Below are 15298 nucleotides of genomic sequence, written 5' to 3' on the forward strand. Positions count from 1 at the left end.
CGAGCTGCTCACGGGCGAGCCGGCCGCCGTGGGCCCGGGGCGCTGACCGTGCCTGGCCCAGATCCTGCCCGATTTCGGGCAGGATCTGGCATGTCGGGGAAGAGCGGCGCATGATGTCCCGGTGACCGACGCCGATCTCGTCGCCCGCATCGCGACCTCCACGGGGCTGTCCCCGGCGGAGGCCGAGCGCGTCGTCGAGGACGTCCTCGCCTGGTACCGCGAACCGGTCGAGGAGTACGTCCGTCGCCGGCACGCGTCGCTGCGCACCTACGGGCGCCGCAACGAGGAGATCTACGCCCAGATCGCCGCCGAGCTGCGCGAGCGCCTCGTGGCGGCCCCGGAGCTCAGCGAGCGCCAGGTCCGTCGCACCATCTACGGCTAGACGCCACGTCACGACCAGCAATCGCTAGGAGCAACCAGACCCATGTGCGGAATCGTCGGCTACGTCGGCCCCCAGCAGGCAGCACCCGTCCTCGTCGAGGGCCTCACCCGCCTGGAGTACCGCGGCTACGACTCGGCCGGCATCGCCGTGCTGAACCCGCGTTCCAGCGCACACCCGTCGCGCGTCGTGCGGGCCAAGGGCCGCGTGCGCGACCTCGAGGCGGCGCTCCCGGCGCGCCTCGCCGGCACCGTCGGCATCGGCCACACGCGCTGGGCGACGCACGGCGAGCCGAGCGAGCGCAACGCCCACCCGCACACGTCGTACGACGGCCGCGTGCACGTGGTGCACAACGGCATCATCGACAACTTCCACGCGCTGCGCTCGCGCCTCACCGCCGACGGCGTCGAGCTCACGTCCGACACGGACACCGAGGTCGTCGCGCACCTCGTGGCGCGCGAGCTCGCCGGTCAGGACGGGAACGGGCTGGGCTTCGAGGACGCCGTGCGCGCCGCCGTCGCGCAGATCGACGGCACGTACGCCCTCGCGGTGACCGACGTGCAGAACCCGGACCGGATCGTCGTCGCGCGCAACGGCTCGCCGCTGCTGCTCGGCGTCGGCGACGGCGAGATGTTCGTGGCCTCGGACGCCGCGGCGATCGTGCGCCACACGAGCCAGGTCGTGCTGCTCGACGACGGCGACTTCGCCTCCGTGACGGCGGACGGGTTTCGCACCTTCACGAACGACGAGGAGCACACGGCGCGCGACGCCGTCACCATCGACCTCACCGTCGAGGAGCTGGAGCTGGGCGGCCACGCCCACTTCATGCACAAGGAGATCCACGAGCAGCCGGAGACGGTGGAGCGCATGCTGTCCGGCCGCCTCGACGACCGGTTCGGCACCGCCAAGCTGGACGGCCTCAACCTGGACCCGCGCGCGCTGCGCCGGTTCGCCCGCGTGAAGATCCTCGGCTGCGGCTCCGCGTACTACGTGGGCCAGCTCGGGGCGTCGATGATCGAGGACCTGGCCCGCATCCCGGCGGACGCCGAGCCCGCGAGCGAGTTCCGCTACCGCAACCCCATCATCGAGCCGACCACCCTGTACGTGGTGGTCAGCCAGTCCGGCGAGACCGCCGACACGCTGTTCGCGGTCCGCGAGGTGCAGCGCAAGGGCGGCACCGTCGTCGGGCTCGTCAACGCCGTCGGGTCGTCCATCGCCCGCGAGGTGGACGGCGGCATCTACCTGCACGCCGGCCCCGAGGTGGCGGTCGCGTCGACCAAGGCGCTCACCCACATGGGCGTCGGGTTCGCGCTGCTCGCGCTCGCGCTGGGCCGCGTGCGCGACCTGTCGTTCGCCGACGGCAAGCGCATCATCGCCGGGCTGCGGGCGATCCCGGAGCAGATCGCCCGCATCCTCAGCGACGAGGAGGAGCTCGCCGGTGCGGCGAAGGAGCTCTCCGAGGCGCCGAGCCTGTTCTTCATCGGCCGCGTGCGGGGCTACCCGGTGGCGCGCGAGGGCGCGCAGAAGTTCAAGGAGATCACCTACCGGCACGCCGAGGCGTACCCGACCAGCGAGCTCAAGCACGGCCCGCTCGCGCTCATCAGCCCGGAGCTGCCGACGGTCGCGATCATGCCCGCCGACGACCTGCTGGAGCGCAACATCACCGCCGCGCAGGAGATCCGCGCGCGCGGCGGCGCCGTCGTCGCGATCACGCACCCGGGCGTCGAGCTCGGCGATGCCGCCACCCGCCGCATCGAGGTGCCGCGCAACGAGGTGGAGCTGGACCCGATCCTGCTGACCATCCCCACCCAGCTGCTCGGCTACCACGCGGCCGTCGCCCTCGGCGAGGACGTGGACCGGCCGCGCAACCTCGCCAAGTCCGTCACCGTCGAGTGACGCCGGCGGCGGGGAGGTGCGGCAGGTGGCGGCTCAGCCGCCGACCTCGTCGAGGAGCTGCCGCACCCCCTCGCCGTCCATCAGCCCGATGACGTTGCCCGCCGGGTCGGTGAACCAGGCGCCGTCGCCGCCCTCCATGAAGCCGCGCGCGACGCCCTTCTCGTCCTGGTCGAAGCCCTCGTAGCGCTCGAGCGTGACGCCCTTCGCGACGAGGTCGTCCACCACCGGGTCCACGTCGTCCACCGCCAGGTGGAAGACGGTGAACGCCGCGGGCGCGTGGTCCTCCTTGGGGTACACGAACACGGGGGCGCCCGCGCCCAGGTGCACCACCAGTCCCATGCCCTCGTCCAGGGTCGTGACGCGGAGCCCGAGGGTGTCCGCGTAGAAGCCGTGTGCCGCGTCGAGGTCGTCCACCGAGAAGCTGGAGAACCCGCGCCGAGTCGTGACCATCGCCGTTCCACTCCCTTGTGACCGCCGGTCCCCGCGCGGGGGAGCCGTCACGAGGGTGCCGGACCCCTCCAGGATCCGTCCGTCGCCCCGGCCACGCCGCCGCCCGGACGACCGGGGGCGGGTGAACTTCGTCCGGCCGGTGGCGCTCACGCCGGATCGGGCTGGTCCTCGATCTGCACGGCCTTGAGCTCCGGGGTGAACGCGAACAGGGCGCCGTCCTTCGCGCCCACCCACCAGCCGTCGCACTGCAGCGTGGCGTCCTGCTCCTGGCCGGCGGTCCACCAGCTCGCCTTGAGGGTGGAGTCCGTGCGGTAGTCGTCGGCGGTGAGGGTGCCGCGCGCGGGCTTCGCGACGAGCGGGTGGTCGGCGTCGACGGACGTGCAGTCGGTCGGCAGGGACGTGACGTCGGCGTCCATCGTGAGGATCACCTCGTCGCCCGTGGTGCGGAAGACGCCGCGGACGCCGGAGGCGTCGTCGGGCACCCAGGAGGGCAGCCCCTCGTCGGCCTTGCCGTCCGCGCCGCTGTCGTACGCGAACGCCTTGGTGTGGCCGGAGCCGCGCTCGTTCAGGGCCTCCGTGATCGCGCCGCACGCCGTCGTAGTGACGGCGACGACGGAGGCGAGGGCCAGCACGCCGACGCCGCGGTAGCGGCGCACGGGCGACGTGGTGACGGCCGCGACGTCGGCGCGGGCGGGGCGGTGGGTGCTGTGGTGGTCGTGGTGGTTCTCGTGCTGCGTCATGTCCTCGACGCTACGAACGCGCAGGTGGCGCCGTCGTCGGCCCCGGAGCGGAACCTCGCGGGCGGCGCGTACGACCCGGGGAGGACGCCGGGCTCAGGGCCGGCTCAGGGGTCCACCGGAGGGATCACCCGAGGAACTCGCGCACCAGCGGCGTCGCGACCGCCTCGCCCTCGTGGAAGTACGCGTGCCGCAGGCCGGGCAGCACCTCGACGTGCGCGCCCGGGATCCGCTGCCCGAGCAGGTCCGCGTTCTCCGCGGGGGCGAGCGCGTCGTCCGCGCCGTGCAGCACGAGCGTGGGCGCCAGCACCCGCGGCAGGTGGTCCCACGCGTCGTGGCCGTCGCTGGCGCGCAGGTGGTCGCGCCGCGCCTGCGGCGTCATCGACGGGTCGCCCTCGACCGTGGTCGGCCCGGGGTGGGCGGCCAGCCAGCCGGGCGTGTACATGAGGTCGAGCAGGGCGCGCCGGGCCGCGCGGCGGTCGGGCTGCACCATGGCGCGGCGCACCTCGAGCGAGCGCTCGACGGCGTGCGCGCCGCCCGGCGTCGTGCAGCCCAGCACGAGCCGCCCGAGCCGGTGCGGGTGGTCGACGGCGAACCACTGCGCCACGCGGCCGCCCATCGAGGTGCCGTAGACGTCGGCGCGCTCGACGCGCAGGTCGTCGAGGACGGCGGCGACGTCGCCCGCGAGTCGCCGGGTGCCCAGCTCGCGGTCCGTCGGGCCGGACGCCCCCGTGCCACGCCAGTCCAGGGTGATGGTGCGGCGCCCGGCGCCGAGCCCGTCGCGCACCGGGTCCCACCAGCGGTGCGAGTTCGCCTGCCCCGCCAGCAGCACCAGCGGGGGACCGTCGCCCCGCACCTGGTAGGCGATCTCGGCGGAGTCGGCGGCGATCGCGTGCGGCATGCGACCACCCTAGGGACCGCGCCGCCCCAGGGACCACGACGGCCGCGCTGACTGACCGCGTGCCACCAGGCATAGGAGCCCGCAGCACCGCGGCCGGCACGTCGGCCGCACCGGACCGCGCCAGGGAGCATCGTGAAGACCTCGTCCGTTCGTCAGCGCCTCGGCGCCGTCCTCGTGGCGGGCGCCGTGTCGCTCGCCGCAGCCGTCGCGCCCGTCGTCGCGGCGCAGCCCGCGCACGCGGCGGGCGGCGTCGTCTCGCCCCTGCCGTCGCGGACCTACTCGCTCTCGTCGTACTACGGCCCCCGCTGCATGCCGGTCGCGGGGGCGTCGACGTGGCACCTCGGCCAGGACATGGGCGCCGCGCGCGGGGTGCGGGTCAACGCGATCGCGGACGGCGTCGTGCTGCGGGCCGGGGCGGTCCGCGGGTTCGGGCAGTGGGTCGTCGTGCGGCACACGATCGGCGGCCGCACCGTGTCCTCGCTGTACGCGCACGTGATCGACGGCGACCGGTACGTCCGCGCCGGGCAGAGGGTCAGGGCCGGGCAGCGGATCGCCGACGTCGGCTCCAGCGGCACGGCCACCGGCCCGCACCTGCACCTGGAGATGTTCTACGGCGCCTACGGCTCGGGCGCGACGAACACCGACCCGCTCGCGTACCTCAAGGGCCGCGGCCTCAACCTCGCGAACGGCGCGACCCGCGTGGCCGCCCGCAGCGTCCCGTCGTCGTGCACCTACTACGCCACCAGCGCCGTGAACCTGCGGACGGGGCCGTCCACCGGCAGCGCCGTGCGCGTCGTCGTGCCGCGGGCGGGGAAGCTCACCGCGAAGCCGGGCGCGAGCTCGGGCTCCTGGCGGAAGGTGACGTACGGGTCGCGCACCGGGTGGGTGTCGGCGTCCCTCGTCAGCCCGCGCCGGCCGGCGGGCGCTCCGGCGGTGTCGACGCCCCCCGCGGCCTCGCCGAAGGTGTCGTACGTGAAGGTCTCGTCGCTGAACCTGCGGTCGCGTGCCTCGACGTCGTCGGCCGTGCTGGCGCGGTTGGCGAAGGGCACGAAGGTGACGCACCTGGCGGGCGCGTCGAGGGGCTGGGTGAAGGTGAAGGCCGGCAGCCGCACGGGCTACGTCTCGACGGCGTACCTGTCGGCGAGCAAGCCCGCCACGGGCGGCAGCGCGGCGACGCCGGCGCCGTCGAAGGTGTCGTACGTGAAGGTCTCGTCGCTGAACCTGCGGTCGCGTGCCTCGACGTCGTCGGCCGTGCTGGCGCGGCTGGCGAAGGGGACGAAGGTGACGCACCTGGCGGGCGCGTCGAGGGGCTGGGTCAAGGTGAAGGCCGGCAGCCGCACGGGCTACGTCTCGACGGCCTACCTGTCGGCGTCCAGGCCCCGCTGACGCACACCGGGTAGGTTCGCGCCGTGAGACCCGAGCCCCGCGAGACCCTGACCCCCACGGCCGTGGCGGCCCTGCAGCGCCGCACGCTGACCGTCGTCGTGGCGAGCCAGGTGCTCGGCGGCGCGGGGCTGGCGGCGGGCGTCACGGTCGGGGCGCTGCTCGCGCAGGACATGCTCGGCACCGACCGCCTCGCCGGCGTGCCCACGATGCTGTTCACGCTCGGCTCCGCCCTGGCGGCGTTCCTCGTGGGCCGGGTCACGCAGCGCGCCGGCCGCCGCGTCGGGCTGGGGCTGGGCTTCGCCGCCGGCGGCCTGGGCGCGGTCGGGGTGGTCGCGGCCGCGGCGCTCGGCGCCGTCCCGCTGCTGCTCGTGTCGCTGTTCGTGTACGGGGCGGGCACGTCCACCAACCTGCAGGCCCGGTACGCCGGCACCGACCTCGCCGCCCCGGACCGGCGCGCGACGGCGGCCAGCGTCGCGATGGTGTCCACGACGCTCGGCGCCGTGGCCGGGCCGAACCTCGTGGAGCCGCTCGGCGGTCTCGCGACGTCGTTCGGGCTGCCCGCCCTCGCCGGCCCGTTCCTGCTCGCCGCGGTCGCGTTCCTCGCCGCCGGCGGCACGCTCTTCGCCTTCCTGCGGCCCGACCCGTTCCTCGTCGCGAAGGAGCTGTCGCGCGAGGACGACGCGCGTGCCGCGGCGGGCGGACCGGCGGGCGCGGCGTCGAAGGGGCGGGTGCCGTCCGGCGTCGTCGTCGGCGCCACCGTGATGGTGCTGACGCAGATCGCGATGGTCGCGATCATGACCATGACGCCGGTGCACATGCGCGGGCACGGCCACGACCTGGGCGACGTCGGCCTCGTCATCGGCATCCACGTGGCCGCGATGTTCCTGCCGTCGCTCGTCACCGGCGCGCTGGTCGACAGGGTCGGGCGGGTGCCGATGGCGGTCGCGTCGGGCGTGACGCTGCTGCTGGCGGGGGTCACGGGCGCCGTCGCGCCGGGCGACTCGACGGTCCTGCTCGTCCTGTCGCTCGCGCTGCTCGGGCTGGGGTGGAACTTCGGGCTCATCGCGGGCACGGCGCTCATCGTCGACGCGACGACGCCGGCCACGCGTGCCCGCACGCAGGGCACGGTCGACGTGCTCATCGCGCTCGCCGGCGCGGGCGGGGGAGCGATGTCCGGGGTCGTGATGGCGGGGTCGAGCTACGCGACCCTGGCGCTCGGCGGCGGCGTGCTGTCGCTGCTGCTGATCCCGGTGCTGTTCCTCACGCGCCGGTCGGCGCCGTCGCCGGCGTGAGCGGCGACGGGGCGAGCGACGTCAGGAGGTCGGCCACGCCGGCGACGGCGTCCGGCACCGCGCGGTAGTACGCCCAGCGGCCGCGCTGCTCGCGCTCGAGCAGGCCCGCCTCGACGAGGATCTTGAGGTGGTGGCTGACCGTCGGCTGCGCCAGGCCCACCGGCTCGGTGAGGTCGCAGACGCACGCCTCGTGGCCCTCGTGCGCGGTGACGATCGACAGGAGCTGCACGCGCGTCGGGTCGGCGAGCGCCTTGAACGTGCGGGCGAGGTCGCGCGCCGCGGCGACGTCCACCGGGGGAGGGGCCGTGCCGCAGCAACCGCCGTCGCTGGCCACGGGTGTGAGCGGCAGGTCGATCGTCGTCATGCCTCCATCTTGCCACGCATCGAAGAATATGGATACGTTGTCCCCGTCAGTCATCGAAGTTCATCGATACGAGCGGACCGACACGAAGGAGCACGAGATGGTCGAGACGGTGCGGGCCGAGCTGCCGGTGGTCGTGATCGGCGCGGGCCCGGTGGGGCTGGCGGCAGCGGCGCACCTGCTGGAGCGCGGCCTGGAGCCCCTGGTGCTGGAGGCCGGCGGGAGCGCCGGGGCGGCCGTCGCGTCGTGGGGGCACGTGCGCCTGTTCTCGCCGTGGCGGTACGACGTCGACGCCGCGGCGCGGCGCCTGCTCGAGCCGACGGGGTGGACGTCGCCCGACCCGGAGGCCCTGCCGACCGGTCGCGAGCTCGTCGAGGGCTACCTCGCCCCGCTGGCGGCGACCCCGCAGCTCGCGCCCCGGCTGCGCACCGGCACGCGCGTGGTCGCCGTCGCGCGGGACGGCGCGGACAAGACGCGGTCGCTCGGACGGGAGCGGCGCGGCTACCGCGTGCGCACCGTCGACGCCACGGGTCGCGTCACCGACGTCCTCGCCCGCGCGGTGGTCGACGCGTCGGGGACGTTCGGCACCTCGAACCCCCTCGGTGTCAGCGGCCTGCCCGCCGCCGGCGAGGCCGAGGCCGCGGCGTACGTCACCGGCCCGCTGCCCGACGTCCTGGGCGCCGACCGCGACCGCTTCGCGGGCCGGCACACGCTCGTCGTCGGCATGGGGCACTCGGCCGCGAACACGCTGCTGAGCCTGGTGGAGCTGGCCGAGTCCACGCCGGGCACCACGATCACCTGGGCAATCCGCGGCGGGTCCGCCCGGCGCCTGTTCGGCGGCGGCACCGACGACGAGCTCCCCGCGCGGGGGCTGCTGGGCACCCGGCTGCGCGAGGCCGTCGACGCCGGCCGCCTGCGCCTGCTGACGCGCGTCTCGATCGAGCAGCTCGTGCCGGTCGGTGACTCGGTCCAGGTGCTCGGCACGGCCAAGGACGAGCCGCTGGCCCTCGACGTGCACGCGATCGTCAATGCCACGGGTTTCCGCCCCGACCTCGGGATGCTGCGCGAGGTGCGGCTCGACCTCGACCCCGTCGTCGAGGCGCCGAGCGCGCTGGCGCCGCTGATCGACCCGAACCAGCACTCCTGCGGCACGGTGCCCCCGCACGGCGAGCAGGTGCTGAGCCACCCGGACGACGGCTTCTACCTCGTCGGCATGAAGTCCTACGGCCGCGCGCCGACGTTCCTGCTGGCCACCGGCTACGAGCAGGTGCGCTCCGTGGCGGCCGCGCTGGCGGGCGACCGGGCCGCGGCCGACGCCGTCCAGCTCGACCTGCCCGCCACCGGCGTCTGCTCCAGCGACCTGGCGCTGGCGGCCGACGGCGAGGCGTCCGGGTCGTGCTGCGGGACGGCGCCGAGCGAGCCACGGCTCGTCGAGCTCGCCGTGGGCGCCCCGGCGGGGGTCGGCTTCGCCACCGGCGTCGCCCACGGCCGCTCGGGCGACGACGAGAGCTGACCCACCGACCTTCCGGCAAGCGATCTCTCGCGTCATCCGACCGGATGACGCGAGAGATCGCTTGGTGGAAGAGGGTTCGGGATCGGGTCAGTGCGCGACGGGGTCGACGCCGAGGGAGGCGAGCAGCCCGAGCACGCGGCGCCGGATCTCGTCGCGGATGGGGCGCACGGCCTCGATGCCCTGGCCGGCGGGGTCGTCGAGCTCCCAGTCCTCGTAGCGCTTGCCGGGGAAGATCGGGCAGGCGTCGCCGCAGCCCATGGTGATGACGACGTCGGACGCCTGGACCGCCTCGGTGGTGAGCACCTTGGGCTGCTCGGCGGTGATGTCGATGCCTGCCTCGGCCATCGCCTCGACGGCGACGGGGTTGATCCGGTCGGCGGGCATGGAGCCGGCGGACCGCACCTCGACGGCGCCGCCCGACAGGGCGCGCAGGAAGCCCGCGGCCATCTGGGAGCGGCCGGCGTTGTGCACGCAGACGAACAGGGCGGACGGCCGGGCGCCGTCGTCGGGGAGAGCGGGCATGCCCTCATATTGATCGACGTCGATGCGCGACGCAAGGGGGCGGCGGGCGACGCTCAGGACTCCGGCTCGACCGGCCCGTCCTCGCCGACGACCATCTCGCCGCAGCTGGTCTCCTGCGCCGTGACGACCACCGGGTCGTCGGGTCCGGCGCCGGTGGCGACCGTCGCCTCGTCGCCGTTCGACCCGGCCAGCGCGCCGTCGTCCAGGTCCACGAACGTGCGCGTGACGGTGAAGGAGCTGCCGTCGGCCGACGTCGCGTTCAGGCCGGCGAGGCGCAGCGCGCCGTCGACCTCCGTGCAGCCGACGCCCGTGCCCTGGCCGGTGAAGCCCTTGTCGAACGTGTAGGGCGCGCCCGCGAGGTTCTGCGTCGAGGCGAGGTCGCAGTCGGCGGCGGAGAACAGCAGCACCTCGCGGCCGGTGTCGACGAGGGCGATCGGGGCCGTGTCGTCACCCGCCGCCACGACGTTCACGACGGCGGACGCGCGCTGCGGGCTCGCGGAGTCGATCGCGGCGGAGAACGTGGCACCGGACGCCGTCGTGATCCCGAACCGGCGTTCGGCGCCCCCGGTGAGCCACGCGGTGTCCGCCTCGCCGTCACCGTCCACGTCGACGACCTCGTGCGTGTCGGCGCCCTCCGGCGTGCCGTCGTCGGTCTCGGCGCAGCCGGCCGCACCCGTCGTCGTGGGCGAGGCGGAGGGGTCGGGGGAGGCGGAGGCGTCCTCCGTCGCGGTCGCGGTGGGCGACGGCGACGCGGCCGTCGCGCCGTCGCCACCGTCGTCCCGCACGACCAGCCAGACGACGACGGCGACCACCACGACGACGGCGAGCACGATCACGCGCCAGGTCCAGGGGCTGCGCGCGGGGGCCGGTCCGGGGGCAGGGGTGGGGGAGTCGCTCATGTTCCCCAGGCAAACACCGTCAGGCGGGGTCGTGCACGCCGTGGAGTCTTGCGTGCAGGCCGCGCACCTCGTCGGCGAGCTCCGGCGCGGGGCCGCGGGTGGGGGTGCGAGGCGCGACGTCGCCCACGGGCAGCGGCGTCACGGGGCCGGGGGCCACGCCCCACCCCTGCAGCCACGCGGTGAGCTGGGCGGTGCTCGTCGCGTAGACGATGGGGCCCAGACCCACCCAGGCGTGCGCCGCGCTGCACATCGCGCAGTGCTCGCCCGACGTGTACGCCGTGGCGCCCGCGCGTTCCTCGGGCGTGAGGTGCGCGGCCGCCCAGCGGGCGATCTCGAGCTCGGGGTGGCGGGTCTGGTCGCCGTCCTTCACGCGGTTGCGGTCCTCGAACACCACCGCGCCGGACGCGTCGACGAGCAGCGAGCCGAACGGCTCGTCGCCGTCGTCGAGCGCCTCGCGCGCGAGGTCCACGCACCGGCGCAGGTACGGCAGGTCGGCGTCGGTCACGGGCTCAGTTTGGTATCCCATGTTTCTATCCTCTCGCACTCTTCGGCCCGCCGGCCCTCCGTCAGGACCGGCGCCGGAGCGCCGGGTCGTCCTCGTTCGCCTCGAGCGCGGCGATGAGCGTGCGCGCGTCGTGCGGGCCGCGGTGGCGGACGCCGTCGAGGAAGAACGTGGGCGTGCCCCGGGCGCCGGACGCCGCGGCGCTCGCCTCGTCCGCGCGGACCCGGGCGTGCAGGGCCTCGTCCGTCATGTCGGCGTCGAAGCGCTCGAGGTCGAGGCCGATCGCCGACGCGTGCTCGCGCAGGTCCTCGGGCTCCAGCCGGGACTGGTGGGCGAACAGCTCGTCGTGCATCTCCCAGAACCTGCCCTGCCGGTGCGCGGCCTCGGCGGCGACGGCGGCCGCGTACGCGTGCGGGTGCACGTCCTCCAGCGGCAGGTGCCGCACGACGTACCGCACGCGGTCGCCGAAGTGCTCGCGCAGCTCGGCCCCCATCCCGGTGGCGCGGGCGCAGAACGGGCACTCGAAGTCGAGGTACTCGACGACGGTGTGCGCGGCGTCGACGTCGCCCTTCGCGTGGTCGCGCTCGGGGTCGACGGCGGGCGTCAGCGTGACCGGCAGGTCCGCGCTCGCCTCGCCGTACCGCACGCGGGCCACGGTGAAGATCGCCCACCCCAGCAGGGTGGACGCCACCATCGCGATGAGGATGCCGACGGTCGCGGCCTGCCCCGCGGGCGTGTCGTCGAACGCGAGGTCGACGACCAGCAGCGACACGGTGAAGCCGATGCCGGACAGGGCCGCGCCGCCGAGCACGCTGCCCGGGCCCACGCCGTCCGGCAGCCGGCCGAGCCCGGCGCGCACCGCGCCCCACGTGCCCAGCCCGATGCCCACGAGCTTGCCCACGACCAGCCCCGCCACGACGCCCCACGTGATCACCGACCCGAGCGCGGCGCCCAGCGCGCCACCGCGCAGGTCGATCCCCGCGTTGGCCAGCGCGAACAGCGGCACGACGACCAGCGACACGGGCCCGCGCAGCACGTCGTGCAGCCGGTGGTTGACCGAGATGGACCGGGCCAGCCCGACGCGGGCGTTGCGCGCCACGCTGGCGCTGGGCGACTGCCAGTAGTCGCGGAAGAGGCTCTTGGCCTGCAGCACGTCGTCGCGCCGGGTGGCCACCGCGGGCACCAGCAGGCCGGCGAGCATCCCCGCGATCGACGGGTGCACGCCCGCCTGCACGGTCGCGCCCCACAGGACCACGACGACGAGCACGTACGGGGAGCTGCGCCACTCCCGCATGCGGCCCAGCAGCCACAGCACGCCGAGCGCGGCGAGGGCCACCAGGAGCGGCGTGATCCGCACGTCCTCGGAGTAGACGACGCCGATGATCCCGACGGCGAGGAAGTCGTCCACCACGGACAGCGTGAGCAGGAAGACGCGCAGCTGGCTCGACATCGCGGGCCCGACCAGGGCGAGCACGCCCAGCAGGAAGGCCGTGTCCGTGCCGACGACGACGCCCCAGCCGTGCGGGTCGGCGTGCCCGGCGACGGCGAGGAAGACCAGCGCGGGGACGACGACGCCGAGCGTGCCCGCCACGAGCGGCACCAGGCGCTGGCTGCGCTGGCGCAGCGACCCGATCGCCAGCTCCTGGCGCACCTCGAGGCCGACGACGAAGAAGAACAGCACCATGAGGCCGTCGTTGACCCAGTGGTGCAGGTCCATGTCGAAGCGCAGGTCACCCACGTCGACGTGGATCGGCAGCTCCCACAGGTGCTCGTACCAGCCGGACAGCGGCGAGTTCGCCCACACCAGCGCCAGCAGCGTCACGCCCACGAGCAGCAGCGCCGCCCCCGACTCGGTGCGCAGCCGTTCGGCGAGCGCGCGTGCGGCCATGCGGGTGCCTCCCGTCCGACGTGGGTGCGGGTCCGCGAGGAGCCTATGACGACCCCGCGCCCCGGTCGCGGGGACCGGAACCGTGGCCCGCGGGGGAGGAACAGCGCTCAGGCGGTCCGTGTTCCCAGCCAGGGGGCCAGGACGTCCTCCCGGCCGAGCCAGCGCAGCCCGCCGTCCGCCACCTCGTCGGCCGTGGCCAGGGCCTCGCCGAAGGCGTCGAGGATGCGGTCGTGCACCTCGCGGGCGTCGCGCGGCTCGCCCGCGCCCACCACGAGGATGCGGGTGACGGGCGGGTGCCCGGCCGCGACCTCGTCCCACCTGCCGAGGTCCGCGACGCACAGGGCGCCGCCAGCGCCGTCCCAGAGGCACGCGGAGTCGGGCCGGTTCGGCACGTGGAAGACGCCGAGGCTGCGGACCGGGCCGGTGCCGAGGTCCTCGACGTGCGCGAGCAGGCGTTCGGGGTGGAAGGGCCGGTCGCTGCGCAGCAGCAGGCTCCAGCTCCGGTCGCGGGGATCCTTGGCGCGCCGGCGGGCGCCGCGCGCGTCGAGGGGGTGGGCGCGCCGCTCTGCCGCGGCGGGGGCGTGCGAGCGGGCGGCGAGCGCGACGGGGTCGAGGTCGTGCAGGCCGTCGACGCGGTGGCTGTCGACGGCGCGCAGCCGGTCGACGAGCCCGCCGCCCGTGGGCGAGTCGCCGGTCGTGACGACCACGTCCACCTGCTCGAGCTGCGCGGCCAGCGCCTCGCCGACGGTCCGCTGGTCGTCGTCGGTGAGCGCGAGCCCGCGCTCGTCGACCAGGCCGTCGCCGAGGAGGTCGGCCTCCAGGGCGTCGAGGTCGACGACGCCGACGGTCGCGGCGAACCGGAGGCCTCCGAGCGCCCCGCCCGCGTCGGCCTGCGCCGCCAGGGCCCGCGCCACGGGCAGCGGCTCCGCCGTGACCGGCAGCGCGAGCACGAGGTGGGTCCAGCGGCCGTCGTCGGCGAGGCGGGCGAGGGTCGGCACGGCGTCCTCGCGCACGCTGCACGACACGCACGCGTGCTCGAGCGCCACGGTCTCGTCCTCCAGGACGCCGGTCGCGTCGACGACGACGCGGCGCAGCGCGCCGTCGTCGGGCAGCAGGTCGTGGCGCACCACCACGACGTCCGGCGCGCCGAGCGTGAGGCTCGCGGCGGCGGCGTCGCGCAGCACGGGGTCGACGGCGACGAGCACGCTCAGCGCCGGTGCGGCGGGCGTGGTGGGCGCGTGCGGGCGGTCGGGAATCACGGGCACCTCCGGCGGGTTGGGGAAGACGGCACTTGAGAACGCTTCTCAAGTCTGTCACTGTAGCGCCTTGATGAGAACCGTTCTCACGACGGAGGTAACGATGTCCGCCCGCTGCCAGGTGCTCGGCACGGTCCCGGGGTTCGGCCACGCGATCTCGCACTCGCACGTGCGGACGAAGCGCCGCTGGGACCCCAACGTCCAGAAGAAGCGCTACTGGGTGCCCTCGCTCGGCCGCGCCGTCACGCTGCGGGTGAGCGCCCGGGGCATCAAGACCATCGACCGCGACGGCATCGACGTCGTGGTCGCCAGGATCCAGGCACGAGGAGAGAAGGTCTGATGGCCACCCGCACCGACCTGCGCCCGATCGTCAAGCTCCGCTCGACGGCGGGCACGGGCTTCACCTACGTCACCCGCAAGAACCGCCGCAACGACCCCGACCGCGTCGTGCTGCGCAAGTACGACCCCGTCGTGCGCCGGCACGTCGACTTCCGCGAGGAGCGCTGATGGCCAAGACGTCCAAGATCGCCGCCGACGCGCGTCGCCGTGAGGTCGTGGAGCGGTACGCCGCCCGGCGGGCCGAGCTCAAGCGCGTCGTCGCCTCGCCGTCGTCCACGGCCGAGGAGCGGGCCACGGCCGTCATGGAGCTGCAGCGCCAGCCCCGTGACGCGAGCCGCACCCGCCTGCGCCACCGCGACGTCGTCGACGGACGCCCCCGCGGCTACCTGCGCCGCTTCGGCCTGTCCCGCATCCGCCTGCGTCAGCTGGCGCTGCGGGGCGAGCTGCCCGGCGTCACCAAGTCCAGCTGGTGAGAGGAGACACCACCATGAAGCAGAGCATCCACCCCACCTACGGCCCCGTCGTCTTCCGCGACACCAGCGCCGGCACCGCGTTCCTCACGCGTTCCACGCTGGCGGGGGACGCCGCCTCCGGGCCGGGCCGACCTGCCCGCACGATCGAGTGGGAGGACGGGAACACCTATCCCGTGGTCGACGTCGAGATCTCGAGCGCCAGCCACCCGTTCTGGACCGGGGCCGCGCGCGTCGTCGACACCGCGGGCCGCGTCGAGAAGTTCCGTCGCCGCTACGGGCAGAGCGCCCGATGAAGGTCCGGGCCTCGCTGAGGTCGCTCAAGCAGCTGCCGGGCGCCAAGGTCGTCCGGCGCCGCGGCCGGACGTTCGTCATCAACAAGCAGAACCCCCGGTTCAAGGCCCGCCAGGGCTGAACCGGGCTCCCCGAGCCGACCGACCCCCGGGAGAGCGGCCGGCGGGGGCGGGCCCGCGGCGCGACGCGCCGCGGGCTTCGTCATGCCCGCTC

Annotated in this window: 19 protein-coding genes; 10 read left to right on the forward strand and 9 right to left on the reverse strand. The window is 75.0% G+C overall.

Annotation, left to right across the window (positions count from 1 at the left end):
- Positions 1-121 precede the first annotated feature (121 nt).
- Together ACFUVW_RS13050 and glmS are read left to right on the forward strand one after the other, a co-directional pair.
- The gene (locus tag ACFUVW_RS13050; protein WP_430549311.1) at positions 122-382 is read left to right on the forward strand and encodes a hypothetical protein; all 261 of its coding nucleotides are present in this window, start codon (positions 122-124) and stop codon (positions 380-382) included.
- 42 nt (positions 383-424) lie between these two features.
- Positions 425-2275: a glutamine--fructose-6-phosphate transaminase (isomerizing) gene (gene glmS / locus ACFUVW_RS13055; protein WP_430571758.1), complete on the forward strand. Its 1851-nt coding sequence runs from the start codon at positions 425-427 to the stop codon at positions 2273-2275.
- 33 nt (positions 2276-2308) lie between these two features.
- Here glmS and ACFUVW_RS13060 read toward each other — a convergent pair whose 3' ends face one another.
- The 3 genes from ACFUVW_RS13060 to ACFUVW_RS13070 form a co-directional block, all read right to left on the reverse strand.
- The gene (locus ACFUVW_RS13060; protein ID WP_430571759.1) at positions 2309-2725 is read right to left on the reverse strand and encodes a VOC family protein; all 417 of its coding nucleotides are present in this window, start codon (positions 2723-2725) and stop codon (positions 2309-2311) included.
- A gap of 146 nt (positions 2726-2871) precedes the next feature.
- Positions 2872-3465, reverse strand: coding sequence for a hypothetical protein (locus ACFUVW_RS13065; protein ID WP_430571760.1), 594 nt, complete (start codon positions 3463-3465; stop codon positions 2872-2874).
- Positions 3466-3589: 124 nt separating this feature from the next.
- On the reverse strand, positions 3590-4363 hold the full coding sequence (locus tag ACFUVW_RS13070) for an alpha/beta fold hydrolase (RefSeq protein WP_430571761.1): 774 nt from the start codon (positions 4361-4363) through the stop codon (positions 3590-3592).
- 132 nt (positions 4364-4495) lie between these two features.
- Between ACFUVW_RS13070 and ACFUVW_RS13075 the strand changes: the two genes are divergently transcribed.
- Together ACFUVW_RS13075 and ACFUVW_RS13080 are read left to right on the forward strand one after the other, a co-directional pair.
- Positions 4496-5749 (forward strand): SH3 domain-containing protein, encoded by a 1254-nt coding sequence (locus tag ACFUVW_RS13075; RefSeq protein WP_430571762.1) that lies wholly within the window; start codon positions 4496-4498, stop codon positions 5747-5749.
- A gap of 23 nt (positions 5750-5772) precedes the next feature.
- Positions 5773-7041, forward strand: a complete 1269-nt coding sequence (locus ACFUVW_RS13080) for an MFS transporter (protein WP_430571763.1) — start codon at positions 5773-5775, stop codon at positions 7039-7041.
- Here ACFUVW_RS13080 and ACFUVW_RS13085 read toward each other — a convergent pair.
- Positions 7010-7405, reverse strand: coding sequence for an ArsR/SmtB family transcription factor (locus ACFUVW_RS13085; protein WP_430571764.1), 396 nt, complete (start codon positions 7403-7405; stop codon positions 7010-7012). The genes ACFUVW_RS13080 and ACFUVW_RS13085 overlap by 32 nt on opposite strands.
- Positions 7406-7502: 97 nt before the next feature.
- On the opposite strand from ACFUVW_RS13085, the gene ACFUVW_RS13090 reads away from it, so the two are divergent.
- A complete protein-coding gene (locus ACFUVW_RS13090) occupies positions 7503-8915 on the forward strand; it encodes an FAD-dependent oxidoreductase (protein ID WP_430571765.1) in 1413 nt (470 codons plus the stop codon).
- 87 nt (positions 8916-9002) lie between these two features.
- Here ACFUVW_RS13090 and ACFUVW_RS13095 read toward each other — a convergent pair whose 3' ends face one another.
- The 5 genes from ACFUVW_RS13095 to ACFUVW_RS13115 all read right to left on the reverse strand — a co-directional run bounded on the left by ACFUVW_RS13095 (position 9003) and on the right by ACFUVW_RS13115 (position 13985).
- Positions 9003-9437 (reverse strand): arsenate reductase ArsC, encoded by a 435-nt coding sequence (locus ACFUVW_RS13095; protein WP_430571766.1) that lies wholly within the window; start codon positions 9435-9437, stop codon positions 9003-9005.
- A gap of 53 nt (positions 9438-9490) precedes the next feature.
- On the reverse strand, positions 9491-10336 hold the full coding sequence (locus tag ACFUVW_RS13100; RefSeq protein ID WP_430571767.1) for a hypothetical protein: 846 nt from the start codon (positions 10334-10336) through the stop codon (positions 9491-9493).
- Between the two features lie 19 nt (positions 10337-10355).
- Positions 10356-10862, reverse strand: a complete 507-nt coding sequence (locus tag ACFUVW_RS13105) for a nucleoside deaminase (RefSeq protein WP_430571768.1) — start codon at positions 10860-10862, stop codon at positions 10356-10358.
- Between the two features lie 40 nt (positions 10863-10902).
- Positions 10903-12726 (reverse strand): Na+/H+ antiporter NhaA, encoded by a 1824-nt coding sequence (nhaA, locus tag ACFUVW_RS13110; protein WP_430571769.1) that lies wholly within the window; start codon positions 12724-12726, stop codon positions 10903-10905.
- Positions 12727-12833: 107 nt separating this feature from the next.
- The gene (locus ACFUVW_RS13115; RefSeq protein ID WP_430571770.1) at positions 12834-13985 is read right to left on the reverse strand and encodes a GTP-binding protein; all 1152 of its coding nucleotides are present in this window, start codon (positions 13983-13985) and stop codon (positions 12834-12836) included.
- Between the two features lie 100 nt (positions 13986-14085).
- Between ACFUVW_RS13115 and rpmB the strand changes: the two genes are divergently transcribed.
- Genes rpmB through ykgO form a run of 5 tightly spaced genes read left to right on the forward strand, consistent with a single transcriptional unit; the run spans position 14086 to position 15206 of the window.
- Positions 14086-14322 (forward strand): 50S ribosomal protein L28, encoded by a 237-nt coding sequence (gene rpmB, locus ACFUVW_RS13120; protein WP_430571771.1) that lies wholly within the window; start codon positions 14086-14088, stop codon positions 14320-14322.
- Complete coding sequence (gene rpmG / locus ACFUVW_RS13125; RefSeq protein WP_079573907.1) at positions 14322-14489, forward strand: 50S ribosomal protein L33; 168 nt, start codon at positions 14322-14324, stop codon at positions 14487-14489. Before rpmB ends, rpmG begins: the two co-directional genes overlap by 1 nt.
- Positions 14489-14794 (forward strand): 30S ribosomal protein S14, encoded by a 306-nt coding sequence (gene rpsN, locus ACFUVW_RS13130; protein ID WP_430571772.1) that lies wholly within the window; start codon positions 14489-14491, stop codon positions 14792-14794. Before rpmG ends, rpsN begins: the two co-directional genes overlap by 1 nt.
- A gap of 14 nt (positions 14795-14808) precedes the next feature.
- Positions 14809-15087 carry a type B 50S ribosomal protein L31 gene (locus ACFUVW_RS13135; RefSeq protein WP_430571773.1) on the forward strand — a complete coding sequence of 93 codons (279 nt, stop codon included), beginning with the start codon at positions 14809-14811 and terminating at the stop codon, positions 15085-15087.
- A complete protein-coding gene (gene ykgO / locus ACFUVW_RS13140; protein WP_430571774.1) occupies positions 15084-15206 on the forward strand; it encodes a type B 50S ribosomal protein L36 in 123 nt (40 codons plus the stop codon). The genes ACFUVW_RS13135 and ykgO overlap by 4 nt, the downstream gene beginning before the upstream one ends.
- The last annotated feature ends 92 nt before the right edge of the window (positions 15207-15298 follow it).

This window comes from Isoptericola sp. NPDC057391, from assembly GCF_042668085.1.
In the GTDB taxonomy this organism is placed as follows: Bacteria; Actinomycetota; Actinomycetes; order Actinomycetales; family Cellulomonadaceae; genus Isoptericola.